At 73.2% G+C, this 26,473-nt stretch carries 25 protein-coding genes; 18 read left to right on the forward strand and 7 right to left on the reverse strand.

Features of this window, described 5'->3' with window-relative positions:
* Positions 1–92: 92 nt before the first annotated feature.
* The 4 genes from C9F11_RS25245 to C9F11_RS25260 all read left to right on the forward strand — a co-directional run bounded on the left by C9F11_RS25245 (position 93) and on the right by C9F11_RS25260 (position 3,787).
* Positions 93–950, forward strand: coding sequence for a bifunctional methylenetetrahydrofolate dehydrogenase/methenyltetrahydrofolate cyclohydrolase (locus C9F11_RS25245; protein ID WP_138961388.1), 858 nt, complete (start codon positions 93–95; stop codon positions 948–950).
* A 16-nt stretch (positions 951–966) separates the two neighbouring features.
* The gene (locus C9F11_RS25250; protein WP_138961389.1) at positions 967–1,482 is read left to right on the forward strand and encodes a DUF3017 domain-containing protein; all 516 of its coding nucleotides are present in this window, start codon (positions 967–969) and stop codon (positions 1,480–1,482) included.
* Between the two features lie 455 nt (positions 1,483–1,937).
* A complete protein-coding gene (locus C9F11_RS25255) occupies positions 1,938–3,098 on the forward strand; it encodes a sensor histidine kinase (RefSeq protein WP_138961390.1) in 1,161 nt (386 codons plus the stop codon).
* On the forward strand, positions 3,095–3,787 hold the full coding sequence (locus tag C9F11_RS25260; protein ID WP_138961391.1) for a response regulator transcription factor: 693 nt from the start codon (positions 3,095–3,097) through the stop codon (positions 3,785–3,787). The genes C9F11_RS25255 and C9F11_RS25260 overlap by 4 nt, the downstream gene beginning before the upstream one ends.
* 68 nt (positions 3,788–3,855) lie before the next feature.
* On the opposite strand, the gene C9F11_RS25265 is transcribed toward C9F11_RS25260, so the two are convergent.
* Positions 3,856–4,248 (reverse strand): hypothetical protein, encoded by a 393-nt coding sequence (locus C9F11_RS25265; RefSeq protein ID WP_138961392.1) that lies wholly within the window; start codon positions 4,246–4,248, stop codon positions 3,856–3,858.
* Between the two features lie 296 nt (positions 4,249–4,544).
* Here C9F11_RS25265 and C9F11_RS25270 point away from each other — a divergent pair, with 296 nt between their 5' ends.
* Both C9F11_RS25270 and C9F11_RS48175 read left to right on the forward strand, forming a co-directional pair.
* Positions 4,545–5,351, forward strand: a complete 807-nt coding sequence (locus C9F11_RS25270; protein ID WP_138961393.1) for a peptidoglycan-binding protein — start codon at positions 4,545–4,547, stop codon at positions 5,349–5,351.
* Entirely contained in the window at positions 5,348–6,262 is a 915-nt protein-coding gene (locus C9F11_RS48175; RefSeq protein WP_212767828.1) for an XRE family transcriptional regulator, read from the forward strand. The genes C9F11_RS25270 and C9F11_RS48175 overlap by 4 nt, the downstream gene beginning before the upstream one ends.
* A gap of 895 nt (positions 6,263–7,157) precedes the next feature.
* Here C9F11_RS48175 and C9F11_RS25285 read toward each other — a convergent pair.
* A complete protein-coding gene (locus C9F11_RS25285) occupies positions 7,158–7,718 on the reverse strand; it encodes a hypothetical protein (protein ID WP_249401882.1) in 561 nt (186 codons plus the stop codon).
* Between the two features lie 387 nt (positions 7,719–8,105).
* Here C9F11_RS25285 and C9F11_RS25290 point away from each other — a divergent pair, with 387 nt between their 5' ends.
* Positions 8,106–9,407, forward strand: coding sequence for an XRE family transcriptional regulator (locus tag C9F11_RS25290; protein ID WP_138966972.1), 1,302 nt, complete (start codon positions 8,106–8,108; stop codon positions 9,405–9,407).
* 1,034 nt (positions 9,408–10,441) lie between these two features.
* On the opposite strand, the gene C9F11_RS25295 is transcribed toward C9F11_RS25290, so the two are convergent.
* Together C9F11_RS25295 and C9F11_RS25300 are read right to left on the reverse strand one after the other, a co-directional pair.
* A complete protein-coding gene (locus C9F11_RS25295; RefSeq protein WP_249401883.1) occupies positions 10,442–10,885 on the reverse strand; it encodes an ATP-binding protein in 444 nt (147 codons plus the stop codon).
* Between the two features lie 98 nt (positions 10,886–10,983).
* Complete coding sequence (locus C9F11_RS25300; RefSeq protein ID WP_138961395.1) at positions 10,984–11,724, reverse strand: GntR family transcriptional regulator; 741 nt, start codon at positions 11,722–11,724, stop codon at positions 10,984–10,986.
* Between the two features lie 80 nt (positions 11,725–11,804).
* Between C9F11_RS25300 and C9F11_RS25305 the strand changes: the two genes are divergently transcribed.
* The 5 genes from C9F11_RS25305 to C9F11_RS25325 all read left to right on the forward strand — a co-directional run bounded on the left by C9F11_RS25305 (position 11,805) and on the right by C9F11_RS25325 (position 17,541).
* On the forward strand, positions 11,805–12,902 hold the full coding sequence (locus tag C9F11_RS25305) for a DUF1152 domain-containing protein (RefSeq protein WP_138961396.1): 1,098 nt from the start codon (positions 11,805–11,807) through the stop codon (positions 12,900–12,902).
* Between the two features lie 363 nt (positions 12,903–13,265).
* Positions 13,266–14,255, forward strand: coding sequence for a malate dehydrogenase (locus tag C9F11_RS25310; protein ID WP_138961397.1), 990 nt, complete (start codon positions 13,266–13,268; stop codon positions 14,253–14,255).
* A 218-nt stretch (positions 14,256–14,473) separates the two neighbouring features.
* Entirely contained in the window at positions 14,474–16,378 is a 1,905-nt protein-coding gene (locus C9F11_RS25315) for a hypothetical protein (protein ID WP_138961398.1), read from the forward strand.
* On the forward strand, positions 16,375–16,770 hold the full coding sequence (locus C9F11_RS25320) for a hypothetical protein (protein ID WP_138961399.1): 396 nt from the start codon (positions 16,375–16,377) through the stop codon (positions 16,768–16,770). Before C9F11_RS25315 ends, C9F11_RS25320 begins: the two co-directional genes overlap by 4 nt.
* Before the next feature lie 3 nt (positions 16,771–16,773).
* Positions 16,774–17,541, forward strand: coding sequence for a hypothetical protein (locus tag C9F11_RS25325; RefSeq protein ID WP_138961400.1), 768 nt, complete (start codon positions 16,774–16,776; stop codon positions 17,539–17,541).
* Between the two features lie 13 nt (positions 17,542–17,554).
* Here the strand turns inward: C9F11_RS25325 and C9F11_RS25330 are convergent, their stop codons facing one another.
* Positions 17,555–18,958 carry an MFS transporter gene (locus C9F11_RS25330; protein ID WP_171075836.1) on the reverse strand — a complete coding sequence of 468 codons (1,404 nt, stop codon included), beginning with the start codon at positions 18,956–18,958 and terminating at the stop codon, positions 17,555–17,557.
* 146 nt (positions 18,959–19,104) lie between these two features.
* Between C9F11_RS25330 and C9F11_RS25335 the strand changes: the two genes are divergently transcribed.
* Both C9F11_RS25335 and C9F11_RS25340 read left to right on the forward strand, forming a co-directional pair.
* Positions 19,105–20,007 carry a LysR family transcriptional regulator gene (locus C9F11_RS25335; protein ID WP_138966976.1) on the forward strand — a complete coding sequence of 301 codons (903 nt, stop codon included), beginning with the start codon at positions 19,105–19,107 and terminating at the stop codon, positions 20,005–20,007.
* A gap of 112 nt (positions 20,008–20,119) precedes the next feature.
* Positions 20,120–20,491, forward strand: a complete 372-nt coding sequence (locus tag C9F11_RS25340) for a hypothetical protein (RefSeq protein WP_138961402.1) — start codon at positions 20,120–20,122, stop codon at positions 20,489–20,491.
* 58 nt (positions 20,492–20,549) lie between these two features.
* Here the strand turns inward: C9F11_RS25340 and C9F11_RS25345 are convergent, their stop codons facing one another.
* Entirely contained in the window at positions 20,550–21,062 is a 513-nt protein-coding gene (locus C9F11_RS25345; RefSeq protein WP_138961403.1) for a hypothetical protein, read from the reverse strand.
* Between the two features lie 353 nt (positions 21,063–21,415).
* Here C9F11_RS25345 and C9F11_RS25350 point away from each other — a divergent pair, with 353 nt between their 5' ends.
* Positions 21,416–21,661 carry a helix-turn-helix transcriptional regulator gene (locus C9F11_RS25350; RefSeq protein ID WP_138961404.1) on the forward strand — a complete coding sequence of 82 codons (246 nt, stop codon included), beginning with the start codon at positions 21,416–21,418 and terminating at the stop codon, positions 21,659–21,661.
* 3 nt (positions 21,662–21,664) lie between these two features.
* Complete coding sequence (locus C9F11_RS25355) at positions 21,665–22,204, forward strand: hypothetical protein (RefSeq protein ID WP_138961405.1); 540 nt, start codon at positions 21,665–21,667, stop codon at positions 22,202–22,204.
* Positions 22,205–22,248: 44 nt separating this feature from the next.
* Here C9F11_RS25355 and C9F11_RS25360 read toward each other — a convergent pair whose 3' ends face one another.
* A complete protein-coding gene (locus tag C9F11_RS25360) occupies positions 22,249–23,013 on the reverse strand; it encodes a hypothetical protein (RefSeq protein ID WP_138961406.1) in 765 nt (254 codons plus the stop codon).
* A gap of 213 nt (positions 23,014–23,226) precedes the next feature.
* Between C9F11_RS25360 and C9F11_RS25365 the strand changes: the two genes are divergently transcribed.
* Positions 23,227–24,729 (forward strand): aldehyde dehydrogenase family protein, encoded by a 1,503-nt coding sequence (locus tag C9F11_RS25365; protein WP_138961407.1) that lies wholly within the window; start codon positions 23,227–23,229, stop codon positions 24,727–24,729.
* A 111-nt stretch (positions 24,730–24,840) separates the two neighbouring features.
* A complete protein-coding gene (locus tag C9F11_RS25370; protein WP_138961408.1) occupies positions 24,841–26,397 on the forward strand; it encodes a GMC oxidoreductase in 1,557 nt (518 codons plus the stop codon).
* Positions 26,398–26,473: the final 76 nt, after the last annotated feature.

Consider the following 26,473-nt stretch of genomic DNA (forward strand, 5'->3'; position numbering starts at 1 on the left):
AGCGTTGTGCGAGTGCAATGCCACTGCGAACGCGGCGGCGTCCGGGTGCCCCGGATTGGTACGCGGGCGTGCTCATCCGGGAGGATGGGAACATGACCGCCCAGATTCTCGATGGCAAGGCCACCGCAGCAGCGATCAAGTCCGAACTGGCCGCCCGTGTGGCGGCCCTGAAGGAAAAGGGCGTCACGCCCGGACTCGGCACCGTCCTCGTCGGCGAGGACCCCGGCAGCCAGAAGTACGTCGCGGGCAAGCACCGCGACTGCGCGCAGGTGGGCATCGCCTCCATCCAGCGCGAACTGCCCGCGACCGCCTCGCAGGAGGAGATCGAGGCGGTGGTCCGGGAGCTGAACGAGGACCCGGCCTGCACCGGCTACATCGTGCAGCTCCCGCTGCCCAAGGGCATCGACGAGAACCGCGTCCTGGAGCTGATGGACCCGGCCAAGGACGCGGACGGACTGCACCCCACGAACCTGGGCCGCCTCGTCCTGAACGAGCCGGCGCCGCTGCCGTGCACGCCGTACGGGATCATCCGGCTGCTGCGTCAGCACGACGTGGAGATCAAGGGCGCGGAGGTCGTGGTCGTCGGCCGCGGCGTCACCATCGGCCGGCCGATGCCGCTGCTCCTGACCCGCAAGTCGGAGAACGCCACGGTGACGCAGTGCCACACCGGCACCCGTGACCTGGCGTCGCATCTGCGCAGGGCCGACATCATCGTGGCCGCCGCGGGCGTGCCGCACCTGGTCAAGCCGGAGGACGTGAAGCCCGGTGCGGCCGTGCTCGACGTCGGCGTGTCCCGGGACGAGAGCGGGAAGATCGTCGGCGATGTGCACCCCGGCGTCGCCGAGGTCGCCGGCTGGCTGTCGCCCAACCCGGGCGGCGTGGGCCCGATGACGCGCGCCCAGCTCCTGGTGAACGTGGTCGAGGCCGCCGAGCGCGGTGCCGCGGGCTGAGCCGGGAGTGGCCGCCATGAGTGCTGACGCCAAGGACGGGACCGGAACCGAGCCGTCGGGGGCCGGGGCCGCCGGGGAGCCGTCGGAGCAGCCCACCGCCAAGGGAGCGGTGAGCGCCCCCGGACCCGACGGGGTGCCGCGCAAGTCGTCGCGGCGCTTCCCGCTGTTCACCCGGGACACCGCGCGGCCCGAGGGCGGCGGCCGGGCCGCGCCGGGGGACGCGCCCGCGCCCGCGCGGCAGTGGCCGCTGCTCGTGGTCGTGTCGGTGGTCGCCCTCGGGCTGCTCCTGACCGCGTTCGACGTCTTCCGGGTGGGGACGATACTGGTCGGGCTCGGGCTGCTCGCGGGCGCCGTGATGCGCTGGACGCTGCCGGGCGTCGGCATGCTGGCGGTGCGCTCGCGGTTCACCGACATGGTGACGTACGGGGTCCTCGGCCTCGCCATCGTGCTGCTCGCGATGATGGCGCAGCCCGACCCGTGGCTGGTCATCCCGTTCCTGGACGACACGCTGCACTTCACGATCAGCAGCTAGCCGGGCGCGCGCGGCGCTCCGGCCGCGCGCGCCCGGACACACCAACGGCCCGTACTCGCCAGGAGAGTACGGGCCGTCGGCCGTGGGGCAGGGTGGTGCTCGCGGCCGAGGGCCCGTTCCCCCGTGCGCGCCCCCGCGCACGAAGCCTCGACCTCAGTGGTCTGTGTCGCTGCCGCTGTGGCTGCTGCCGTGGTGTGCTGTTGTGAGGTGCGGACCTGCCCGCTGGTTCCCCCCGCCAGCAGGTCCGCGCCTCCTTCCCCCGTGCGCGCCGTGTCGTCTGGGCGACTCGGGCGGTGGTGCTGAGGCAAGAAACTACGGGCGGCGGGTGCCCCGCGTCGTCCCGTCCCAGGTTGACGTTCGGCTACGCCGCAGGGCGCAGCTGCCCGTCAGCTACAACTTCCGCGGTACGGCGACGGGTTGACGTGGCTTCGCGAGACGCGCGTTACGCTGCGGCGATGCGACTCCGCCCGTTCACCGCCGACCTCCTGCTCGCACTCGGGCAGGTCGTGGCGCTGGTGCTGATCGGACCGAGCGCGAACGGCATAGGGTTCACTCCGCTCGACGCGCGGGGCTATGCGCTCGGGGTGCTCGTCATCCTGCCGACGCTGGCCCGCTCCAAGGCGCCGATCACGGTCTGCCTGGTGACGTACTGCGTCTGGGTCGCCTACATCGTCGCGGGCTACTGGCCCGTCGTGACGTCCTTCGGGCCGCTGCTGTGCCTCTACACGGTCTCCCTGCTGCGGCCGACGCGCGTCTCCGGTGTGCTCGCGGTCCTGCTCGCCGCCCTGTGGGCTTTCGGCTCCCTGCTGACCATGGACGACTCCTTCATCCCCTCCGTCGTGGCCCAGTGCATCTGCTTCAACGGCATGGTGTGGCGCATGGGCTATCTGGCGCGCCGCTCCGCCGAGCTCGCCCGCAGGACGCGGGCCGAGCACCAGGAGAAGGCCCGCCACGCCGTGGTGGAGGAGCGCGGCCGGATCGCGCGGGAGCTGCACGACGTGGTCGCCCACCACATGTCGGTGATCTCCGTGCAGGCGGGCCTCGCGAAGTTCGTCTTCGACTCCGACGCGAAGACGGCGCGCACCGCGCTCGGCACCATATCCGGCACCAGCGCCGAGGCGCTGGAGGAGATGCGGCGCATGCTGCGGGTGCTGCGGGCGCAGGAGGACGGCGAGGAGGCGCCGGACGCCCCGATGCCGGGGCTCGCCCGCATCGGGGAGATGGCGGAGCGGGTCAGGGCGGGCGGCGTGCCCGTGGAGTTCCGGGTCGTCGGGACGCCCCGGCCCATCGCGCCCGGCGTGGAGCTGTGCGCGTACCGGGTCGTGCAGGAGGCGCTCACGAACGTCCTGAAGCACGCGCGGCAGGCGAGCGCCGTCGTCGAACTGCACTATCACCACGACCACATCGAGGTTTCGGTCACCGACGACGGGGAGGGGGTGATTCAGGCCAGAGTGGGACGAGGGCGGGGACATGGCTTGATCGGCATGCGTGAGCGGGCCAAGCTCTACGGCGGGACGATCAGCATAGGGCCGCGCAGCACCGGGGGGTTCGCCGTCAGGCTTACTCTGCCGACGTCCGCGCGGGCCGCGCCGCCGGGAGACGACGCCACCGAATGACCCCACACATCAGGGTGCTTGTCGTGGACGACCAGTTCCTCATCCGCGCCGGGCTCGTCGGTGTGCTGCGGGCCGCGTCCGGCATCGAGGTCGTCGGGGAGGCGGGCGACGGCGCGGAGGCCGTGGAGCTGGCCGCGGCGACCCGGCCCGACGTGATCCTCATGGACATCCGGATGCCCGGCATGAACGGCATCACGGCCACCGAGCGCATCCTGGCCGCGGCCCCCGACCCGGCGCCGCGCGTCCTGGTCCTGACCACCTTCGACCTCGACGAGTACGTGTACGGGGCGCTGCGCGCGGGCGCGTCCGGGTTCCTGCTCAAGGACTCGGGGCCGGAGCGGCTGCTCGCCGCGGTGGCGGCGGTCGGCAGCGGTGACGCGCTGTTCGCGCCGAGCGTCACGCGCCGTCTTGTGGAGGCGTTCGCCTCGCGGCCCGGGAGCACCCCGCTGGTGGGCGCCGAGTCGCCGCCGGGTCTGGAGTCCCTGACGGGCCGGGAGCTGGAGGTGCTCAGGCTGATAGCGCGCGGCCTGTCGAACGCCGACATAGCGGACCGCCTGTACATCAGCGAGGCGACCGTCAAGACGCATCTGAACCGCACGATGAACAAGCTGGACATCGACAGCAGGGCCCAGGCCGTGGTGATGGCCTATGAGTCGGGCCTGGTCACCCCGGGCGACCAGGACCTCTGACCGCGCGGGGGACGGGGCGGTCCGCCCTCTCCCCCGGGAGGGCGGACCGCGGCTCGGGGACCGGCCGTTCAGCAGGTCACGGTCTTGTCGTAGGAGCCGAAGGGCCAGCTGTGGCGCGCCCAGGCGCGGTGCTTGAGCGAGTGGCAGCGCGAGTCGGGGCCGTGCTTGACGACGATCTTCACGCGCATGACGCGGCCGCAGTTGTTGGTGGCGGTGGCGGAGCGTCCGTTGACGGACCGCTGGACGCAGGCGGGCGCGGTGCCCTGCGGCGCGGCCTCGGACCGGACGACGGCGGCCGGGCCCCGGTCGGGCGCGGCGGCCGCGTCCGGGCCGAGGGCGAGGCCGCCGCCCAGGAGCGCGGTCGCGGCGAGACCGAAGGCGGCGGCCCGGGCGCGGCGGCGGGCCCTGGGGCCCCAGCCGGTGTCCGTGGTGTCGGACGGCATGCGTGAGGTGCTGGTCATGGGTGTTCTCCCCCGTGGATGTGGTGCCGCGAGATGCGGCGTTCTCGACTGTGCCGAGCGGAATCGGTCAACAGCCAGAGCGGCTGGTCCCGGTGGGTGTCCTTGGGATGTCCCACCCGCTGAGCTGCGGGGGAGTGTCGGGCGTGGGCGCGGGCGTGGGACGTGGGACGCGGCGGAAGTGGCTTGTTCGAACGCGTGGAAAGGCCGCCGGGGAACTGGAATTGGTGCATCCACCGTCTTTCGGAACACAAGGGGCGATGCGCCCGGGGAACCTTGCGACGCGTCCGGGGGACACCATGCCGCGTTGGAAAGAGCTGCCCGCGCAGCTGGGGGAGGAGGAGCGCCAGCTCCTCGTCCAGTTACGGCGGTTGAAGGACCACAGTGGGCTCAGCCTGGCGTCGCTCGGCGCCAAGACGTCGTACAGCGGCTCCTCGTGGGAGCGGTATCTGAACGGCAAGAAGCCCGTGCCGCGTGCGGCGGTCGAGGAGCTGGCCCAGGTGTGCGGCGCGGATCCGACCCGGCTGCTCGTCCTGCACGAGGTGGCACGGGCGGCGGACGGGCCCGGGGAGCCGCGGGACGGCGGGGCCGGGGCGGTGGGGCCCGCGGCGGCGGCCGGGCCGGTGACACGTGCGAGCGAGCCGCCCGGCCCACCTGGTCCGCCCGGTCCGGCCGCCGCCGCGCCGCCCGGGGTCCGCACCGTGCGGCTGCGGTCCGCGCTCGCCGGCCTGGCGCTCGCGGTGGCCGTCGCGTTCACGGGCGGCCTGCTCGCCGGGCAGGCGTTCACGGGGGACGAGGGCGACACGGGGCGCGGCGTGTTCTCGTACGCGCAGAAGCGGACGTACACGTGTGAGGACGGCCGTGCCGACGGCGTGCGGTACGCCGGGTACGCGACGACGGCCACCGCGATCCTCGACCGGGGGAGCAGCGGCTGGGAGGTCGTCGAGGCGCAGTGTCTGCTGAGGGCGCACGGCTTCGGCGCCGGGAAGGTCGACGGGGCGTACGGCGACGGGACGAAGGCCGCCGTCAAGCGCTTCCAGCGCGCGCGGGACCTGGTGGCCGACGGGATCGTCGGCCCGGACACCTGGGGAGCGCTGCGCAAGTGAAGGGGCGCGGGGAACGGGGCGGGCCGCGGTCGGTGCCGCCGCCCGCGTCTCTGCCGCTGGCCGAGGCCCTGCGGGAGCTGCGGGAGCGCACGGGGCTGAGCCTGGAGGCCCTCGGCCGCAGGACCGCGTACAGCAAGTCGTCCTGGGAGCGGTACCTCAACGGCAAGAAGCCCGCGCCGCGCAAGGCCGTCGTCGCACTGTGCGCGCTCGCGGGCGAGCCGCCGGGCCGCCTGCTCGCGCTGTGGGACCTGGCGGACGCGGCGTGGAGCGGGCGGTCGGCGCGGGGGGACGGGGCGGGCGAAGGGGCGGGCGAAGGGGACCGGCGCGCCGAAGGGCGGGCGGCGGACGCCCCCGGCACACTCATCGGTCCGGCCGGTCCGGCCGGGGCCCCGTCGGACGGGGGCGCGGGCGGGCGGCGCCGCTGGACCGCGCTCGCGCTCGGCGTCGCCGCCGTCGCGGTGGTCGCGGGCGGCATGACGGCCGGGCTCGCCGCCACGGGCGACCGCGACCGGCGCGCCCAGGTGGAGACCGAGGCCGCGCCCGGCCCGTACGAGCCGCGCTGCGTCGGCGCGGCCTGCGAGGGCGAGCAGCCGCAGCGGATGGGCTGCGGCGGCCCGGGGCAGGTGGTGTCGCTCGCCACCCGCTCCTTCGCCCCCGAGCGCCGGGTCGAACTGCGCGTGGGCAAGGCGTGCAACGCGGTGTGGGCGCGGGCCACCGGACTCCTCCCGGGGGACCGCGTGGTGGTCTCGCTGCCGGGCGCGCGGGCGAAGGAGCTGCGGGCGGACAAGGCCGGGGACAGCCATCGGTATCTGGCCACGTCCATGACGGCCCTCAAGGGCGCCGACCCGGCGTCTACGAAGGTGTGCGTGACGTTCGCGAGCACCGCGAAGAAGACCTGCTTCTCCGGCTGAGCGCCAAGGATCCCCAGTTCAGGGCCGTATCGATGGTGCAGGACGGCGCCCGTCCTCTCCCCCGTGGGAGGACGGGCGCCGCCGTACGTCCGGGAGCGGGACGCCCGCTCGCCGTGTGTCTCAAGCGTCGTGGACACGCCATCTTCGCTTCAAGGGCGGCCGGTTCCCTGTGGCACGGAAGTGACCATTCCGCAACGGTGTGCGGGGCCCGCAACGGCTGCGCGACGACCTGGCCGACGAGGCCCGTGGCGCAGGAACCAAACAGGGCTGTTCCCCCGTCACGTGACAAACCGGATATCGGAGAACCAGGGCGCGCGAGGAGGGATGGACGATGGGTGCGCGCGCGAGCGCCTGGCAGCCGCTGCCGGAGGAACTGCCGCCGGAGGTGCGGGACTTCGTGGAGCGGCTGCGGCTGCTCAAGGACCGTACGGGACTGAGCCTCGTCGGGCTCGGCGAGCGGACCTCATACAGCAAGTCCTCCTGGCAGCGTTACCTCAACGCCCGGCAGCCCCCGCCCCGGCAGGCCGTGCTCGCCCTGTGCCGGGTCGCGGGCGCGGACGCCGCCCGGCTGCTCGCGGCCCGGGACCTCGCGGTGCGGAGGTGGCCGCGCGACGGCGCGGCCGCCGCGCCCGGCACGGAACCGAAGACACCGGCACCGGCACCGGCACCGGTGCCGGTGCCGGTGCCGTCACGGTCGGCGGCCCGGGTGCCGGTCCCCGTGCGGCGGGTGGCGGCGCCCTCCTGGCGCCTGGTGGCCTGCTCCGCCCTCGCCGTGGCCGTGCTGCTGCTCGTGACCCTGCTGTGGGTCGTCTCGCAGCTGACGGCCGCCCGGGGCGAGGACCGCGACGGCCGGGGGAGTCCCGGGCCCGCGGAGTCCGGGCGGCCGCCGCGCGGATCAGTCGAACGACTTGTACGCGGCCTTCCGCCACTGGCCGTGGACCTTCACGTAGTACGTGCCCTGGAGGCGCTTGAAGGCGACGGTGTGCCGGTAGCCCATGAACAGGACCGTGCCGTCCGGCTCCGGACCGGACAGCGAGTTGTCGGCGTCGCCGAACGTCTCCTTGCCGACGACGCCGTCGACGTCCTCCAGGTCCTCGTGCTTCTGCCACCAGAACGTCGCGGACTCCGTGCGCTCCTCGAAGTGTCCCGTGATGTCCGACTTCCTGAAGGTGTGCAGCCCGCCGCCGCTGTCGCGCCACTTGGCGCCGTCCGCGTACAGGACCGTCTGCCACAGGGCGGTGGCGTCGCTGTTGGTGCTGTGGCTGTCGATGGACAGGGTGCCCTCGTCGCCCCAGTCGTTGTACGCGTAACCGCTGCCGTCGATGACGCGCGGCGCGGCGGCGGTGGCGAGCGGGGCGGTGGCGGCGAGCGCGACGCCGGCGCCCGCGGCGACGGAGGCGGCGGCGGTGAGCAGCCGCCGGGTCCTCCGGCCGCCGGTGGTCGTGGTGCGGTGCATGGAAATCCCCCGTGGTGTGTTCTGGTTCGGCCTGTTTCGGCCGGGTCCGGCACGGATGTGCCGCGTTCGATCCTTCGTTACGGAGGCACTCAGCAAAAGGGTCAAGTGGCGCATCCGGGACGGTTCCGGGACGTCCCGGCTCGGGACCTGGGGTTCCGCATCGTGCAACGGGATGTCGATGGGACACTGTGCGTCGACCGCGGAGCGTGCGACGGGGCGCATCTGGCCCATATGCTCCCGTGCGCCCCCAATCCGGGAACTGTCATCCTGGCTTGGCGCATCTCTCTGGGTAGTCCAGATCCGGAGCGTTCGGGGGCTTGTACGGGGCACTGGGCCAGGGAGCACGATGCGTGGAGTACTTGCACGCACGGGGGGATTGGGGGAGCGATGCCTCGTTGGAAAGCGCTGCCGGACGACCTCGACCCACAGGTCAGGGAGTTCGCGAGCCAGCTGCGCAGACTCGTCGACAACAGCGGGCTCAGCATCGCCGCGGTGGCGGACAGGACCGGCTACAGCAAGACGTCCTGGGAGCGCTATCTGAACGGGCGGCTGCTCGCCCCCAAGGGCGCCGTCGTCGCGCTCGCCGAAGTCACCGGCACGCCCGCCGTGCACCTCGTCACGCTGTGGGAGCTCGCGGAGCGCGCCTGGAGCCGTTCCGAGATGCGGCACGACATGACGATGCAGGCCATCCGCATCTCCCAGGCCCGCGCGGCCCTCGGCGAACTCGGCACGCCCGACCCGCCCAAGGGCAAGAGCGGCTCCGGCAAGGCCCGGGGCGGCGTCGGGGCGGTCACCGGTGTGGCGGGCCCCGCCGGGGTGTCCCCGACGGTGCCGCCGCGCCAGGAGAGCGCGCGGTACGGGGCCCGGACGGCGGCGCAGCCCGGGGCGGGTGCGGGCCCTGCTGTGTCGTCGGCGTCCTCTGTGCCCTCAGTGCCCTCTGTGTCCTCTGGGCCTTCCGCGCCGTCCGTGCCTTCCGCTTCCGCGTCTTCCGCCGCGTTCCCCGCCCCCTCCGCGTCCGCCTCGTCGCCGTCCTCCGCCCCGTCCTCGTACGAGGCGTCGGCGACACCGCCCACCGCGGCGGCCTCCGCGCACGCCTCGGCCGCGACGTCGTACGGCGGCGGGGCGCGGGGCGTGACCACGGTCCCCGCGGGCCCCGACGGGAAGTCGCCCGACGGGCAGCGGCGCAAGCGGAAGCTGACGATGTTCCTCGCGGGCGTCGTCGGCGCGCTCGTCGTCATAGGGGCGGCCGCGTTCCTCACCGGCGTCGGCAGGGGCGACAAGGACGACGGCAAGGCCAAGCCGTCCCCCACCCCCACCACGGCCACGGCGGACCTGCCCGCCGGGGTCGAGTGCAGCGGGGCCGCGTGCGCGGGCAAGGACCCCGAGAACATGGGCTGCGGCGGCGAGTTCGCCCGGACGACGGCCCGGGTGACCGTCGGCACGAAGACCCTCGTCGAGGTGCGCTACAGCAAGACCTGCGGGGCCGCGTGGGCGCGGATCACCCAGGCGAAGCCCGGGGACAAGGTGCAGATCAAGGGGGCGGACGCGGGGGCCGCGGGGCGGCAGAGCGGGACGGTGGCCGGGGCCGCGGACGTCGACGCGTACACGCCCATGGTGGCGGTCAAGTCGGGTACGCAGGCCAAGGCCTGCGCGACGCTGGCTTCGGGGGAGCGGGCCTGCACGCAGTAGCTGCCGCTTGCTGAACGGGGGCTTGGCCGGGGCGGGGCCTCGCGGGGCCGGGCTCGCCTGACGGGGCCGCACGGGGTTGGGCCTGCCTGGCGGGGCCTCACGGAGCCTGGCCCACCTGGCGGGGCCGGACCTTGTGCCCCGGCGTCGCCCCGCGGGGCTGGTCCCACCCGCCCGCCCCCGCCCGGCACGGCTCAGCCCTGCGGCCCCCGTCGGGTCCGGCTTCGCCTTGGCGGGCCTCTGCTGAACGGTTGCTCGGCGCCGGGGGCTGTGCCCACCCGTCCCGCCCTGCGGGACGATTGCCCACAGGGGCGCTGTCGGAGTTGGGTGCCGCGGGGTGGGCCCGCCGCCCGCCCCCGCCGGGGTGTTGGGTTCGGGGCACGGTGCCTGGGGCCTCGGCTGGCGAAGCGGGGGAGTTTCGGGTGGGTGGGTGGGAAAGTCCGCCGCGGTAGCGGCGGCACGGGCCCACGGGGTGGTGGCGCGTTGCGTCGGGGCCGGGCCTGGCAAGGCCGGGGTGATTCGGGTGGGTGGGTGGGGAAGGCTGCCGCGGTAGCGGCGGTACGGGCGCACGGGGCGGCAGCGCTCCGCGTCGGGGCCCGGCCCGGCAAGGCCAGGGAGTGCCGGGTGGGCGGGTGGGAGAGCCCCCGCCGCGCCAGCCGGAAATTGGCGGAGCCCGAAGGGGAATGCAGGCCCCCGCGCCGGGCAGACGCACGGTACCCCCACGGGAGTGGTCACACCCCCACGGCGGCCGCCACCCCCCCTCTCCCGAGGTGGCGGCCGCCACCCCCCAGCCCACCGCGCGGGCGCCCCCGCCCAAGGGCAACTGCCGCCCGCCGGAAGCACCGCAGCGAGGCCGGTCGGAATCCCCGCCGGACCCCACCCGACCGGGCCAAGACAGTCGGCCCCGGCCAGGGAGATCCGGCAAGGCAGCCGACCCCCGGCTATGGGCGCGAGCCGACCCCGGCCAGGGGCCCCAGCCGCGCCCGGCCAAGGGCGCGAGTCCGAACCCGGCAGGGGCACGGCGCGGGGCAGCTCCTTTAGCCGGGCTTGAAGGCGCGGTGCATGACGAACGCGACGAGTGTCCCGCCGTGCCGGCTCGGACCGGCCCACCACTCGTCGGCGAGCCCGTCGATGAGGAGGAGTCCCCGGCCGTGGGCTTCGGTGGCTTCGGGTGCGCGCAGGCGGACGTGCGCGGGGCAGCCAGGATTGTGCACCTCGACGCGCAGGGCTTGGCCCACGCGGTACCAGTGGATGCGTACGTGCCAGGGTTCGTCGGCCTTCCCGTAGAGGATGGCGTTGGTGACCAGCTCCGAGACCATGAGCAAGCAGTCGTCCACAGAGCACGTGAGCTGGTGTGGGGCGGTGAACTTGCGGAACCAGCGGCGTGCGTGGCCCACCGACTCCGGGACGGGGCAGAGGGTCATGCCGCCGAGGGGCTCGGGGGCGGGGCCGTCGTGGGAGGTGCCGTAGGTGCGCGTCATTGCGCTTCCCCTTCCGGTAAGTGGCCTTAGCCACTTACCGGATAGTGGCATTGGCCACTTCGAGCGGCAAGCGGTTCGGCGGAAGCCGCGCCCCCGACTCACCCCAACGGGTAACCCTGCTCGAACGCCCAGCGCCCTGGCGGATAGACGGCCTCGGCGAACTCCAGCGGCCGGTCCTGGAGGTCGTACACGACGTGATGCACGACGAGGACGGCTGCGGGCAGTTCGAGCCTCAGCTCGGCTGCCTCCGCCGGGTCGGCCAGCCGGGCGCAGACCCGGTCCTCGCCGTAGCTGCCACGACGACCGGTCGCCTCCTCGACGTACAGGACCGTGCCCTGGCGGATCCGCTCGGGCTCCAGGAGTTCGGGCGCGCGGCCCCCCAGCTCGGCCGGGAACCACGACGTGGACACCTCGACGGGCCGCTCACCGGAGTTGGTCACTCTGCGCCGCTGGATCGCCCGGCGGTCCTTGCCCAGTTCGAGGGCTTCGGCCACGTGGTCCGGCGCGTCGGCGTACCCGGCGCAGGCGATGACCGCGTACTCGCCCGGACCGTAGATCCGTCCGGTCTGCCGGGCCCGCCCGTACCGCTCGCGGGCGCGCCGGTGCACCTGCTGATCACGTACGTACGTGCCCGAGCCCTGCCGCTTCTCGACCAGCCCTTGATGCCGCAGCGCCTCCAGCGCGCGGGCCGACGTCGGCCGGGAGACATTCCAGTCGGCGGCCAACTGGCGCTCGGAGGGCACCTCGTCACCGGGCTGCAGATCACCGCGCAGGATCCGATCGCGGAGGTACTGCGCGATCTGCAGGTACTTGGGCAGAGCTTCAGCGATCTCGGGCACGCGACATCCCCTCGTCAACTGGCTAAGGCCACGGGCCACTATAGGTGGGCGGGAGGGAGCGGCCCCTCTACGCTGCTGCCGTGAAGCGACTCATCGTGGCGGCTGGAGGCGGCGGCGACGCGGTGGCGGCAGCGATGCTCCACGCCGCCCTGTACGCAACCGACGACGAACCGGCGCTGGTCCTCACCTACTCCTGGGACCGCCTGATCATCGACCCGGTTCCGGGCCCCCGTGCGCCGTCCGACTTCACTGGCCTGCGCCAACTCGCCCCGCACGTCCGGGCGGTCCCCGGCGCCGCGACCCTGAAGCCGCCGTACGGGGCCACCCTTCCGCGCCTGGCCGCCGAACTCCCGCACACCTTCGCCCTCATCGACCCCTACGCCGGAGCGGAAGGCATCGCCCGCCAACTCGACGAACTCACCATCCACTTCACCCCGCAGACCATCGACCTCCTGGACGTCGGCGGCGACATCCTGGCCCACGGTGACGAACCCACCCTGCGCAGCCCCCTGGCCGACGCCCTCACCCTCGCCGCCTGCGCCCGCGCCCGGGCAGCCGCCCGCATCCGCCTCCTGGTCGCGGGCCCGGGCCTGGACGGCGAACTCCCCGCAGATGTCCTTCGCCCCCGCCTCGGCCCCCTGATCTCAACCTTCACCCCCGAGCACACGCAAGCCATCACCTCGGTCCTCACCTGGCACCCCTCCGAAGCAACAGCGCTCCTCGCCGCCACGGCACTGGGCGCCCGGGGCCTGTGCGAGGTCCGCGACGCCGGACTCCCCGTCCCCCTCACCGCCGAAGGCCCCGCCATCCACCAAGTCGACCTGGCAGCCGCGTTCTCCGGCAACCGCCTCGCCCGGGCCATCGCCGACACGACCACCCTCGACGGGGCGGAGGAGCGCTGCCGCGCCGTCTGCGGCAGCTCCGAGATCGACTACGAACGAACCAAGGCGCGACGCCTGAGCCGGCAACAGCCAGGCCGCGCCGTCCCGCACGACCTACTGGCTCGGATCAAGGCCTTCGAACAAGCCGCCCTCACCCGACGGGCCACACACACAACCGTCCGCCGCCTCGCCGAGGCGCTGGGCCTCACCGGTGCGGCGCTCCAGCACCTCGCCCAACTCAACGCCCCGCGCGCCAGCCACCTCCCTGCGACTGTGTGGAAGCTTCAACGCAGGTGAGTCGCAGGACCCGCAGGAGAGGGCGAAGGGCGTCCGACCTGTGCAGGGCCCCTTGCCGGGGCCGCCGCTCCCGTAGGAAGGGCCACTCCGGTCTTCGCCGAAGCTACACCGCACACGCGCTCAATGTGTCAGGCTGACGATAAATGCCTCCAGGCCGGTCAGGAGGCCCCGCCCCCGCACGCCCAAGGCCCGACCCCGCCATGTGGGGTGAGCCACACCGCCCTGGTGCCCCCGGTGAGAACCGGCGCGATAGCCTGACCGCGGATCTCTCTTGATGCCAAGAGATCGATCATCGAGGGCGTCGGTGGGGATCCAGCACATGGGGCAGGGACCCCCACCGCCAGCTGTCTTACGGAGATCGCCATGACCCGCACTCCCGTGAATGTCACCGTCACCGGCGCGGCCGGCCAGATCGGCTACGCGCTGCTGTTCCGCATCGCGTCCGGCCACCTGCTCGGCGCGGACGTGCCGGTCAACCTGCGCCTGCTGGAGATCACTCCGGCCCTGAAGGCCGCCGAGGGCACCGCGATGGAGCTCGACGACTGCGCCTTCCCGCTGCTGAACTCGATCGAGATCAGCGACGACCCGAACGTGGCCTTCGACGGTGCCAACGTCGCCCTGCTCGTCGGCGCCCGCCCGCGCACGAAGGGCATGGAGCGCGGTGACCTCCTGGAGGCCAACGGCGGCATCTTCAAGCCGCAGGGCAAGGCCATCAACGACCACGCCGCGGACGACATCAAGGTCCTCGTCGTGGGCAACCCGGCCAACACCAACGCGCTCATCGCGCAGGCCGCCGCCCCGGACGTCCCGGCGGAGCGCTTCACCGCGATGACCCGTCTGGACCACAACCGCGCGATCTCGCAGCTCGCCAAGAAGACCGGCGCGGCCGTCTCCGACATCAAGCGCCTCACCATCTGGGGCAACCACTCGGCGACCCAGTACCCGGACATCTTCCACGCGGAGATCGCGGGCAAGAACGCCGCCGAGGCCGTGGGCGACGAGCAGTGGCTGGCCGACACCTTCATCCCGACCGTCGCCAAGCGCGGCGCCGCGATCATCGAGGCCCGCGGCGCGTCCTCGGCCGCCTCGGCCGCGAACGCCGCGATCGACCACGTCCACACCTGGGTGAACGGCACCGCCGCCGGTGACTGGACCTCCATGGGCATTCCGTCCGACGGCTCGTACGGCGTTCCGGAGGGGATCATCTCCTCCTTCCCCGTCACCACCAAGGACGGCAAGTACGAGATCGTCCAGGGCCTGGAGATCAACGAGTTCTCCCGCGCCCGCATCGACGCCTCCGTCCAGGAGCTGGCGGAGGAGCGCGAGGCGGTCCGCGCCCTCGGCCTGATCTGAGCCACCGGGCTCAGCCGAGCCGTCAGGCTCAATCGGTCCCGGCCGAGCCACAGGCCCGGCGGAACCGACGCGACATCCCGCCCCCGGCGGCCGTGCACCACGGCCCCCGGGGGCGTTCGTCGTTCCACGGAGCGCAACCGTCCCTTCCTTCACTGTTTTGAGGGGCGTGCGCCGGTTTCCCGGACAGCCCCGCCGTGTGGCCACTACGGTTTCGCGCCATGCGAGGGGACACGCCACGCGAGCACCAGTACACCGAATCCACCCGCCTGCTGAGCGTCGGAGCGCGCCAGAACGCGGACTTCCGACGGCGCGTCATCGGCGAACTCGTCGGTCACGCCGAGCGCCCGGTCGCACCGCCGCTCGGCACCGACGTCATCCCGGTGCTCGCGCACGCGCTGCGCGCCCGGCGCGAGGAGGTCGTCAGCGCGGCCCTGCTGTTCGCCGTGTGGGTGGGGTTCCTGGCCACCGACACGGTGATGGCCTGGGACGCGGCGAACGACCGAGCCGTGGGCGGCGACGCGGGCCTCTCCCTCGGCGACACCCTGCTGCTCGCCTTCAACGGCGACGGCGCGGCGGGATCCGGGGCCGAGGCCACGGGCCTGCTGCCCGGCGGCTGGGCCCTCTGGTACGGGGCGGTCGTGCTCCTGCTGTGGTGCGGGCGGATCGTCTCCGGCCGGGACACGGGCGTCGGGCAGCCGCTGCGGCCGGTGCGGCTGCCCGCGGTGCTCGCCTGGCTGCGGTCGCGGTTCGGCTGGCTGGTGACCGTCGCCGCCTGGGTGTTCGCCCTCACGTACTGGCTCGCGGCGTTCGGCGTGATCACCGACACGCCGTACCCGGTGATCTTCCCGCTGCTCGTCACGGTCGTGGTGTGGCGCCACCAGTTCCGCGCCAAGCGCGTGCTGCGCACCCAGCTGGCCCGGCAGGTCTTCGCCGAGACCGACCAGCCGGAGCTCCCCGCGCGGTACGCGGGGATCGCCGAGTGCGTGCTCAGGGAGCAGGCGGCCCCGCTCACCCTCTACGACGTCAACCGCCCCTTCGTGGGTGCGGGAAAGCCCCGCAAGCCGTGGTCGGTCGTCCTGGAGCTGAAGCCCGACGACCGCCCGGGCGCCGACGGCGGCGTACCGTCGCCGCGGTCCCACGGGCCGCTGACCGCACGGGACGTCATCGCCATGATCGAGCCCCGGCTCAAGGGGCTGCGCAGGTCCGCGGGCCAGACGAGCAAGGACCGGCTGCGGGACCTGGAGATCAAGGAGTTCGTGTACCTGCCGTCGGGCGCGGGCCGCGACGAGAAGCTGTACACGGGCAACGGCGACGAGACCGCGCGGGTGTACGACGCGAGCGCGGTGCGGCTCCACCTCGCCGAGTCGGTGGGCGAGGGCGGCGAGGCCCGGCGGCACTTCCTGCGGCTGCGCGTCGGATCCTGGAACGAGCAGGTCGTCGTCTCGCTCCTGGTCCGGGTGCACACGCAGGGCGGCATGCTCGTCCTCGAGGTGGTGCCGCACGTCCTCGGCCCGGTCCTGCCGGAGTTCCGCGGGGCCGACGCGGTCGCGGCGGGCGAGCCGGAGGGGCCGCTGCGGGACGCCCTGCGGGCCTGTGTGGACGGGCCCGCGTTCGGCGTGGCGCTCGGCATCGGCGCGCTGCGGGCGCTGTCGTCGCTCGGCGCGGCGGCCCGGCGCTGGTGCGCGGCCGGGGCCGGGCCGGGGGCCGGGCCCGACGCGTCGGGCCCGGCGGGCAAGGGCGCGCGGCGGCACGCCGGGGCGCGGCCCCCGGTGACGGCGACGGCGCGCGCCGTGCGGTTCCTGCGCGTCGTCGGCGCCCAGCTCCTGCCCGTGCGCACCGCGCCCCCGGACGCCCCGCTGGTCTCCCTGCGCGAACTCGCCGCCACCGACGAGCTGTCCCTGTTCCAGGAGATGGACGTCGCCCGGTACACGAAGACCCTCCAGGACCGCATCGGCGAAGGCGTCCGCGACGCGTTGCAGGCCAGCGGCTACCGCACCGACCGCCTGGAGCAGAACATCACGCAGATCAACAACAGCGGCGTCTACATCAACGAGATGTCCGGCGGCGCCCTCGCCACCGGCACCCACGGCCAGGCCACCCACACGGAGAAGACCACGGTATGAGCGACGACACGAAACCCGCGAGCACAGGCGGCGGGGCGACGGTCCACATCAACACGGTCAGCGGCGGCTCGCAGTCCTTCGGCGACCACGGCACCGCCGAGTCCACCAACTACACGACGGTCGTGGCGAGTCCGCGGTACGCCGACCTCCTCACGTCCGTACGACGGCTGCGCCGCGACCTGGAGCGCGGCGAGCGGGCGGCCGACGACGAGGCCCTCGACGCCGAACTGGCCGACGTGGAGGGCGAGATCGCCCGCACGGGCCGCTCCGGCGCCGGGCCGCTCGCCCGGGTGCGCGCCCGCCTGGCGGAGTACGCGCCCGCCGCCACGACGGCCGCGTCCGTGACGGCGGTGCTCCAGGCGCTCGCCCAGCTGCCCCAGCTTCCGGGCTGAGACGTGCGCGTCTTCGACCAGGACCGCCAGGAGTGGGTGGGGCACGAGCAGGAGCGGCAGGCCGTGGCGCTCCACGACCGGGACGCGGCGCGCCAGCGGACCGCCTGGCGCGGGGCCGTCACGGTGCTCGCGGTGTGCGGGCTCGCCTTCGGCACGTGGGCGCTCGGCTGGAAGGACGAGCCGGAGCCGACGGCGTCCCTGCTCGCGCCGCTGTCCTCGGCCAACAGCACGGACGCGGGCGATACGCCGTCGCGGTCCTCGCCGTCGGACGGCCCGTCCGCGGCGGCCGGATCCCTGCCGCGCGGCTACGAGACCGTGACCGACGCCCGGGGCTTCCGGGTGGCCGTGCCGATCGGCTGGAGCCGCACCGCGGCGCCCGGTCAGGGCGGCATAGGCGTCGTCAACTACCGCAACTACGGCAGTACGCAGCGGCTCCAGGTGTACGAGGTGAGCGAGCCGACCCCGGAGGCGTCGTTCCGGGACTTCCTGGACGACACCAAGGTGCCGAAGTCCTCCGCGTTCCAGAAGCTGTCCCTGGAGTCCATCGCCGAGGGCCAGCGGCTCACCTACGTCACGGGCCACATCGAGAACGAGCCCGACGTCGAGCCGTGGTACGTGGTGGACGACCGCTTCATGGCCGCCGACGGCAAGCTGTACGCGCTGGTGGGGTACGGGTCCACCTCGACGGACCGGGCGCAGGTGCGGCAGCTCGTCAGCAACGCCCGGGCCTGGTTCTGCCCGCCGGGGTCGGTCTGCGTGGACCCCGGCTGACGAGCGCCCGGCGCTAGTCGCGCGTACGGCCGATGCCCGGGGTGACCACCGCGGCGGCGACGACCACGGCCACGCCCACCACCCGCAGCGCGGCCTCCATGCCGCCGGCGAAGTCGCCGCCGTGGTGGGCGAGGACCGTGCCCGTGACGGCCACGCCGAGCGCCGCGCCGATCTCCCGCGACGACGTGCTGAGGCCGGAGCCGAGGCCCGCCTGGTGCGGGGGCAGGGAGGCGACGACGCCCAGGGTCAGGGCGGGCATGCACAGGCCGGTGCCCGCCGAGATGACGAGGAGCCAGCAGGCGTACAGGGCGTAGGGGGTCGAGGCGTCGGCCGTCGACGTGGCGAGCAGGCCCGCGCCGATGAGGAACAGGCCCCCGCCGACGACGGGGCGCGGCGCGGTGGACCAGCGCGCCGCGAGCCGGGGGACGAGCACCATGCCGACGGTCAGCGGCACGATGGCGAAGCCCGCCCGCGCGGCCCCGTACCCCTTCACGTACTGCAGGTACTGGGAGTTGACGAAGAAGAGCGAGAAGAGGCCGAAGAAGCTGGCGGCCGTGCCGAGGGCCGCGGCGCGCAGCCGCGGGGAGCGGAAGACGCGCGGGTCGAACAGCGGCGCCCGCGAGCGCAGCGCATGCCCGGCGAAGGCGCCGATCAGGGCCGCGCCCACCGCGAAGGCGGACAGGATGCGGGCCGACGTCCAGCCGTACAGCGGGCTTTCGATGATGCCGAAGAGGACCGCGACGAGACCGCCGATGAGCAGCAGCGTGCCGAGCGGGTCGAGGGCCGGTGCCTCCTGGGCCACGGGGGTGCGCGGCGTCGTACGGGCCACCGCGAGGGCGAGGAGCGCGCCGAGCGGGAGCATGACCCAGAACAGGGCGCGCCACGAGAGGTGGGCACCGATGAGGCCGCCGCCGACGTTGCCCGCGAGGCCGCCGAGGCCCGCCGAGAGCGCCCAGGAGGCGAGCACGCGGGGCTTCTCCCGCGGTGTCGCGACGCGCATCAGGATCGACAGGGTCGCGGGCATGATCAGCGCGGCCCCGGCGCCGGAGGCGCCGCGCCCGGCGATGAGGAGGGCGGGCGTGGTGGCGAGCGCGCTCGCCGTGGCGCCCGCGCCGAACAGGCCGAGCCCGGTGAGCAGCGCGCCCTTGCGGCCGTAGCGGTCGCCGAGCGCGCCCGCCGGGATCAGCAGGCCCGCGAACACGATCGTGTAGGCGTCGACGGTCCACAGCAGTTCGCTCGCGTCGGGCCGCAGCGACGACGACGTGAGCTGGGGGAGCAGCAGGTTGATGGCCGCGACCATGCTCTGGGCCACGAGGACGCAGGCGCACAGGACGACGAGGGTGGTGGTCTTGAGGTGGGTCGGACGCGGCGTCGGCGCTGCCTCGGCCGGCGCTTCGCTGAGGGCAGGGGAAGGCAAGGCTCCTCCTCGGGAGCGGTGTGGTGGGGGATGCACCGTCACCGTAGGCTCGCCCCGTATCTGCTTTCCAGTGCAATCTCTGCAAGGAGTGATTGCGTGTGACGCAATCCAGCGAGCCCGCGCCGCCGCACCGGCCGGGCGCCGGCGTGCCGTCCCGCACCGACGTCGACCTCAATCTGCTGATCGCCCTCGACGCGCTGCTCGACGAGGGCAGCGTGCGCGGCGCCGCCCGGCGGCTGCACCTGTCCGAGCCCGCGATGAGCCGTACGCTCGGCCGCGTCCGCAAGGCGCTCGGCGACCCGGTCCTGGTGCGGGCGGGCCGGAACCTGGTGCCCACGCCGTACGCGCTCGCGGTGCGGGCGGAGGTCGGCGCGGTGGTGGAGCGGGCCCGCGCGGTGTTCGCCGGACCCGGCGCCCAGGACCTGCGCACCGTCGAGCGGACGCTGACGATCGTGGGCCAGGACTCGCTGGCCGCGACCTACGCCCCGGCGCTCTTCGCCCGCGCCGCCGCCGAGGCGCCCGGGGTGCGGCTCCGCTTCCTGCCGGAGAGCCATCTGGACGCGCCCGTGCTGCGCGAGGGCGTCGCGGACCTGGAGGTCGGCGTCATCGACACGGTGGCGCCCGAGGTGCGGATCGAACACTTCCTGGAGGACACGATGAAGGGCCTGGTCAGGCCCGGACATCCGCTCCTCGACGGCGAGTTGACGCCCGAGAGGTTCGCCGCGGCGGACCATCTGACGGTGTCCCGCAAGGGCCGGATGACGGGCCCGCTGGACACGGCCCTCGCCGAACTGGGCCTTCAGCGACGGGTGGTCGGCAACGTGGGCACGTACACCGCGTCGCTGTTCATCCTGTTGCGCACGGACCTGGTGGGGCTCATCACCGGCTGGATGCGGCCGCTGGCCGAGGAGCTCGGTCTCGTCGGCTTCCCGATCCCCCTGGAGCTGCCGCCGCTGCGCCTCGCCATGGCCTGGCACCCGCGCCACGACGCCGACCCGGCCCACGCGTGGCTGCGCGGCTGCGTCCGCGAGCTGGTGCGCCGCGACTGAGCGGCCGCGTCCGTACGCGGTCCGCGCGGGCCGCCCGCGGGGGCGGTCTGAGTACGTGGTCTGAGTACGCGTGCTCTGTCCCGGCCGCCGTGCGTGCGGTGGACTGCGACGCATGCGACAGACCCAGGACACCCGGTGGTACGCCGTCCGGGCGCCGGAGCGGCCGTGGTACGCCGCCCGGACCCCGGAGCGGGACGAGTGGTGGTGGCTCGTCCCGACCACCGCCACGGCGCTCGCGCTGCTGTGCGCGTTCCTGCGGCTCAGGGGCTCCGAACTGCCCTTCTTCTGGATCGCGTTGACCTATACGCCGGGCTTCCTGCTGGTCGCCGGGAGCTGGGTCACGCCGCGGACGCGGGAGGCGCGCGGGGTGCGCGCGGGCCTCGCGGCGGTGGGCTGCGTGCTGACCTGGCTGACCGTGAAGGCGTTCACGGCCGCGCTGTTCGTCGTCTCCGTCCTGGTGTGGCTGCGCCAGGGCGACGGCTGAGACCCGGGCCGCTGGGGGGCGGCCCGGGTCGGGGATCCACGCGGAGGGGTGGGGCCTGCTAGAACTGCGGTTGCTGTGACTGCTGGAGCTGCTGCGGGTGCTGCTGGATGGCGCCCCTGGGCACCTCGATCTCCACGCCGCGGACCAGCATCCGGTCGTCGTAGGCGACGCGGACGGCCTGGCCGGTCTGGATCGCGAAGACGATGGACTGGATCGCGAACTCGCTCGGGTCGAGCAGCTGCACGGGGCGGCCGTCGACCAGCAGGACCAGGGCCCTCTCATAGCCGGGGAACGGGACGATGGGGGCGCGTACGGCCTGCGCGTAGCCGACCTGGAACTGGGTCTGCGGCTGCGTCCCGGGCTGCTGGCCCATCTGCTGGAGCAGGCCCTGGAAGGGCTGCTGCTGGCCGAACTGCTGGAGCTGCTGCTGGAGGTGGGGCGGCAGCTGGGACTGGCTCTGGCCCTGCTGCGGGAACTGCGACTGCCCGTGCTGCTGTGGGAACTGCGACTGCCCGTGCTGCTGCGGCGAGGTGCCGATGCCGCTGAGGCCGACGGGTGCGAACGTTGACATTCCTGTCTCACCTTTCTCTCGGGCTTCTCTCGGGTTCCTCTCGGGCTTGGCTTCGGTCTGGGTGCCTGGTCGTCACCCTCGTACCGGCCGGGCCTTCTGGGTAGCCGCACATCACGACAAACCGGAGAGAGGGGGTGAGGGAGGTGATACAAGACATGGTTCGCGTTTCATCCGCTGCGCGCCCGCGTGCGTACGAGGTCGAGAGTGGGCTCCGGCGTGCGCTGCGGGGCGTCAATCCGGCTTCCGGACGATTCGCGCCGGGGGTCCCCGCCGTGGCGTGACCTTCGGGTCTCCGTCCGGAAAACAGCTGTCCACTATTGCTCACCTGCTGCTGAATGTAGTACTTCTTATACATGAGCGAGCAAGTCCACAACAGGTTGGCCGTGGTGCGCGCCGAGCGGAAGGTGTCGCGCCAGAGCCTGGCCGAGGCCGTGGGCGTCCACTACCAGACCATCGGCTACATCGAGCGCGGGCAGTACAACCCGAGCCTCGACCTCGCCCTGAAGATCGCGAAGTACTTCGGGCTGCCGGTCGAGGCGCTGTTCTCCTTGGAGCCTTTTCGCCCGCTCACGGACGAGCTGTACGGGAGGGACCAGTAAGTCATGGCACAGCAGGAGCAGTTGACCTCGTACGACCGGCGGATGCGGGCCCTGATGAACCGCACCGAGGGGGAGCCGCTGTACCGCACGGCCGGGCGGCGCCGCGCCGTCGTCGGCGCGCACATCGCGCTGTCCGTCGCCGCCGTCGCCGCCTGGCTCGGCACGGTCGTCGGCGAGTCGGCCTGGGCGGTGTGGGTGATGCTCGGCCTGCTGCTGCCCTGGTGCGTGGCCACCGGGATCATCAACGGCGCCACGCGCGGCCTCCTTGAGCTGCGCCCGCGCGCCCTCGACGAGCGCCAGCGCGGCGAGCGCGACCGGGTGCGGGCCCGCGCCCACCAGGTCATGACCTGGCTGCTGCTCGCGGCCGTGGCCGGCACGGGCGTCGCCGGGTTCGCCGGTGTGGACGTCAAGGCGCTGGTGTTCCAGGTGACGCTCTGCGCCTTCGTCGCGCACTGGCTGATGCCGCTGTGGGTGGCGGGCCTGACGGCCCGGGACGAGCCCGCCGACGAGGCCGACGACTTCGTGGCTCCGGCCGCCGCCTGAGCGAGCCCCGGGGGCGCGCCCCGGGGAGCGCCGGGCGGCCGGCCTCACGTCCGCTGGAGCTGGTCCTGGAGCTTGGCGATGTCCACGGACTCGTCGGCCGAAGGCGTCTTCGAGGGCACCGGCTCGCCGTAGTCACTCAGCGTGGTTGTCTTGTCCTCGCCGTCGCCCTTCTCCGTGGCGCGGATCAGATAGGGCTTTCCCTCGGACGCCACGTACAGCGTCTTCTTCTTGCCGTCCTCGGTGGACGTGAGCGGCACGACCTTGGTGCCGTCGACCGTGGTGACGTCGCCCTTCTTCAGCTTGTCCGCGTCGTCGTCGGAGTCCTCGTCGACCGTCTTCTGGAGCTTCTTGAGGTCGCAGACCTCGGACAGGCCCTTGAGCAGCGGGTCGCTCGTGCTGCCGTGGATGTAGCGGTTCTTGAAGAGCTCGGCGGCGGCCGCGCCGTCGCCGCCCGGCACCTGGTGGCGCCAGAACGCGCTGTCGGGCCGCATCCACACCTTGTCGCCCCGCTTGACCAGGTCGGCGGAGCCGCCGCCCGCGGCGAAGGTCAGCTTGCCCGTGCAGTTGCCCTCGCGGTCGAGCGTCAGGTCCATCGCCGCCGGTTCGTCCTTCTCGGCGTCGGTGCCCTTCTCCGCCAGTGTGAGGTGCACCGACTTGGCGTCGAGCAGCTCCTGCTTCGCCTTGTCCGAGATTTCCCGGGCGCTGAGGTCCGAGGTCTTGTCCTTCTTGTCGTCGTCCGACGAACATGCCGGGACGAGCAGTGCCAGGGCCGCCGCCGCGCAGATCCCGGTAGCGGTCCGTGCTGACATAAGAGACATTCGCCTCATAGAGTCACCTCCGGTGACAGAACGTGCTTCGAGCGTACGTTTCCCCTCGCGTACCCGCATACGCAGTGACACAGCGCACTTTCGGCCATCGAATACGCATGCTTTCCCGGGGCCAGGGCAGGTGCACCCGGCTACCACGAGTGACCAGGTGGGGCGCAAGGCAGGAAAGTGCCAGGAACGGAAGGCAACAGGGACGTGTCCGCACAACAGACCATCCACGTCGGCGGCGAATGGCGCGCGGCCGCGAACGGCGCAACGCGCGAGATCCTCGACCCGGCGGACGCCAAGCCCTTCGCCCTCATCGCCGAGGGCGGCGCCGAGGACGCGGACGCCGCGATCGCCGCCGCCCGCCGGGCCTTCGACGAGGGCCCCTGGCCGGGCACGCCCGTCGCCGAGCGCGCCGCGCTCCTGCGCCGCGTCGCCGACCTGCTGGTCCGCGACCGCGAGGAGATCGGGCTCCTGGAGAGCCGGGACGCGGGCAAGACCCTGGAGGAGGGCCGCGTCGACGTCGACTGCGTGGCCGACGCCTTCCGGTACTTCGCCGACCTCGTGATCGGCGAGGGCGCGGGCCGCGTCGTCGACGCCGGGTCCGACGACATCCACAGCGTCGTCGTGCACGAGCCCATCGGCGTCTGCTCGATGATCACGCCCTGGAACTACCCGCTGCTCCAGGCCAGCTGGAAGATCGCGCCCGCCCTCGCGGCCGGCAACACCTTCGTCATCAAGCCCAGCGAGATCACGCCCCTCACGACGGTCGCGCTCATCGAGCTGCTCGTCGAGGCCGGTCTCCCCGAGGGCGTCGCCAACATCGTCACCGGGCCCGGCCACACCGTCGGCGCCCGGCTCGCCGACCACCCCGACGTGGACCTGGTGTCCTTCACCGGCGGGCTCGTCTCCGGCACCAAGGTCGCCCAGGCCGCGGCCCTCGGCGTGAAGAAGGTCGCCCTCGAACTCGGCGGCAAGAACCCCAACGTCGTCTTCGCCGACGCCTGCGCCACCGACGAGGGCTTCGACACGGCCGTCGACCAGGCGCTCAACGCCGCGTTCATCCACAGCGGCCAGGTCTGCTCGGCGGGCGGCCGCCTCATCGTCGAGGAGTCCGTGCGCGAGCGCTTCGTGGCCGAACTCGCCCGCCGCGCCGAGAAGATCAAGCTGGGCCGCGGCACCGAGGACGGCGTCGAGGTCGGCCCGCTCGTCTCCAAGGAGCAGCGCGAGAAGACCGAGGCGTACGTGGCCTCCGCCCTCGCCGAGGGCGCCGCCCTTCGCTGCGGCGGCAAGCGCCCCGAGCCCGGCGACACCCGGCCCGCCACCGGGTACTTCTACGAGCCGACCGTGCTCGACCGGTGCCACCGCGAGATGAAGGTCGTGCGCGAGGAGGTCTTCGGCCCGGTCCTGACCGTGGAGACCTTCCGCACCGAGGACGAGGCCCTGGCCCTCGCCAACGACACCGAGTACGGCCTCGCGGGCGCCGTGTGGACCACCGACTCCGGCCGCGCCCGGCGCATGGCCCGGCGGATGCGCCACGGCACCATCTGGATCAACGACTTCCACCCCTACCTGCCGCAGGCGGAGTGGGGCGGCTTCGGCAAGAGCGGCGTCGGCCGCGAGCTGGGCCCGGCCGGACTCGCCGAGTACCGCGAGGCCAAGCACGTCTACGAGAACCTGGCGCCCGCGCCGGTCCGCTGGTTCAAGGGCTGAGGCCCCGGGGCCCGCGGCCGCGACCCCCGCGGCCCGGGCCCCGCCCCCCGAGCCCGTACGCAATCCCCCTTACGCGCAAGCACCTTGGCAGCGACGAGGAGCAGTACCCCCATGACTGGAACGTCTGAAACCCCCCAGGCCCCGGCCGAGTTCGACTACGTGATCGTCGGCGGCGGCACCGCGGGATCGGTGATCGCATCCCGGCTCACCGAGAACCCCGACGTCACCGTCGCGGTGATCGAGGGCGGCCCGAGCGACATCGACCGCGAGGACGTCCTGACGCTGCGCAAGTGGCTCGGCCTGCTCGGCGGCGAGCTCGACTACGAGTACACGACCACCGAGCAGCCGCGCGGCAACTCGCACATCCTGCACAGCCGCGCCAAGGTCCTCGGCGGCTGCTCCTCGCACAACACGCTGATCTCCTTCAAGCCGCTGCCGTCCGACTGGGACGAGTGGGAGGAGGCCGGGGCCACCGGCTGGAACGCCCGGGCCATGGACCCCTACTTCGGCAAGCTGCGCAACAACATCGTGCGCGTCGCCAAGAAGGACCAGAACCAGATCGCCAGCGACTGGATCGAGGCCGTCAAGGAAGCCCTGGACGTCCCCGAGGTCGTCGGCTTCAACGACCGGCCGTTCGACGAGGGCGTCGGCTTCTTCGACCTGGCGTACCACCCGGAGAACAACAAGCGCTCCTCCGCCTCCGTCGCCTACCTCCACCCGCACATGGAGGCCGGTGACCGCCCCAACCTCCGGCTCTTCCTGGAGACCTGGGCGTACAAGCTGGACCTTGACGGGAAGACCGCGCGCGGTGTGCACGTGCGCACCAAGAACGGCGCGGAGCGGCTGCTCACCGCCCGCCGCGAGGTGCTCGTCTGCGCGGGCGCCGTGGACACGCCGCGGCTGCTGCTGCACTCGGGCATCGGCCCGAAGAAGGACCTGGAGGCCCTCGGCATCCCGGTCACGCACGACCTGCCGGGCGTCGGCGAGAACCTCATCGACCACCCCGAGTCCGTCATCGTCTGGGAGACCGAGGGCCCGATCCCGGGCAACTCCGCGATGGACTCCGACGCGGGCCTGTTCGTGCGGCGGGACCCGGCCCACAAGGGCCCGGACCTGATGTTCCACTTCTACCAGATCCCGTTCACCGACAACCCGGAGCGCCTCGGCTACGAACGCCCCGAGCACGGCGTGTCGATGACGCCGAACATCCCCAAGTCCCGTGCCCGCGGCCGTCTCTATCTGACGTCGGCGGACCCGGAGGTCAAGCCCGCCCTGGACTTCAGGTACTTCGAGGACGAGGACGACTACGACGGGCGGACGCTCGTCGACGGCATCAAGCTGGCCCGCAAGGTCGCCGAGGCCGAGCCGTTCAGGAAGTGGCTCAAGCGGGAGGTCTTCCCCGGCCCGCACGTCACCGACGACGCCGAGATCGGCGAGCTGGTCCGCAAGGCCGCGCACACCGTCTACCATCCGGCGGGAACCTGCCGAATGGGTGCTTCCACTGATGAACTCGCCGTGGTGGACCCGGAGTTGAAGATCCGTGGCCTGTCCGGAATCCGTATCGCGGACGCATCCGTCTTCCCGACGATGCCCGCCGTGAACCCGATGATCGGAGTGCTCATGGTCGGGGAGAAATGTGCCGAGCTCCTCGGGGGTGACGGCCGATGAGTGAAGCCGCGATACCCCTGGCGGGGAGCACAGCGAAGTCCGTGACCGCGGGTGGGCGCCATGCCGCCACGACGCC

The sequence above is a fragment of the Streptomyces sp. YIM 121038 genome (assembly GCF_006088715.1).
In the GTDB taxonomy this organism is placed as follows: domain Bacteria; phylum Actinomycetota; class Actinomycetes; order Streptomycetales; family Streptomycetaceae; genus Streptomyces.

Bases quoted from the DNA above. Each gene is read 5' to 3' on its own strand.
- C9F11_RS25250 (WP_138961389.1), top strand. From the start codon at position 967: ATGAGTGCTGACGCCAAGGACGGGACCGGAACCGAGCCGTCGGGGGCC.
- C9F11_RS25270 (WP_138961393.1), top strand. From the start codon at position 4,545: ATGCCGCGTTGGAAAGAGCTGCCCGCGCAGCTGGGGGAGGAGGAGCGC.
- C9F11_RS25345 (WP_138961403.1), bottom strand. From the start codon at position 21,062: ATGTCAACGTTCGCACCCGTCGGCCTCAGCGGCATCGGCACCTCGCCG.
- C9F11_RS25320 (WP_138961399.1), top strand. From the start codon at position 16,375: ATGAGCGACGACACGAAACCCGCGAGCACAGGCGGCGGGGCGACGGTC.
- C9F11_RS25265 (WP_138961392.1), bottom strand. From the start codon at position 4,248: ATGACCAGCACCTCACGCATGCCGTCCGACACCACGGACACCGGCTGG.
- C9F11_RS25360 (WP_138961406.1), bottom strand. From the start codon at position 23,013: ATGTCAGCACGGACCGCTACCGGGATCTGCGCGGCGGCGGCCCTGGCA.
- C9F11_RS25285 (WP_249401882.1), bottom strand. From the start codon at position 7,718: ATGCACCGCACCACGACCACCGGCGGCCGGAGGACCCGGCGGCTGCTC.
- C9F11_RS25370 (WP_138961408.1), top strand. From the start codon at position 24,841: ATGACTGGAACGTCTGAAACCCCCCAGGCCCCGGCCGAGTTCGACTAC.
- C9F11_RS25350 (WP_138961404.1), top strand. From the start codon at position 21,416: ATGAGCGAGCAAGTCCACAACAGGTTGGCCGTGGTGCGCGCCGAGCGG.
- C9F11_RS25315 (WP_138961398.1), top strand. From the start codon at position 14,474: ATGCGAGGGGACACGCCACGCGAGCACCAGTACACCGAATCCACCCGC.
- C9F11_RS25340 (WP_138961402.1), top strand. From the start codon at position 20,120: ATGCGACAGACCCAGGACACCCGGTGGTACGCCGTCCGGGCGCCGGAG.
- C9F11_RS25255 (WP_138961390.1), top strand. From the start codon at position 1,938: ATGCGACTCCGCCCGTTCACCGCCGACCTCCTGCTCGCACTCGGGCAG.
- C9F11_RS25355 (WP_138961405.1), top strand. From the start codon at position 21,665: ATGGCACAGCAGGAGCAGTTGACCTCGTACGACCGGCGGATGCGGGCC.
- C9F11_RS25295 (WP_249401883.1), bottom strand. From the start codon at position 10,885: ATGACGCGCACCTACGGCACCTCCCACGACGGCCCCGCCCCCGAGCCC.
- C9F11_RS25310 (WP_138961397.1), top strand. From the start codon at position 13,266: ATGACCCGCACTCCCGTGAATGTCACCGTCACCGGCGCGGCCGGCCAG.
- C9F11_RS25290 (WP_138966972.1), top strand. From the start codon at position 8,106: ATGCCTCGTTGGAAAGCGCTGCCGGACGACCTCGACCCACAGGTCAGG.
- C9F11_RS25260 (WP_138961391.1), top strand. From the start codon at position 3,095: ATGACCCCACACATCAGGGTGCTTGTCGTGGACGACCAGTTCCTCATC.
- C9F11_RS25245 (WP_138961388.1), top strand. From the start codon at position 93: ATGACCGCCCAGATTCTCGATGGCAAGGCCACCGCAGCAGCGATCAAG.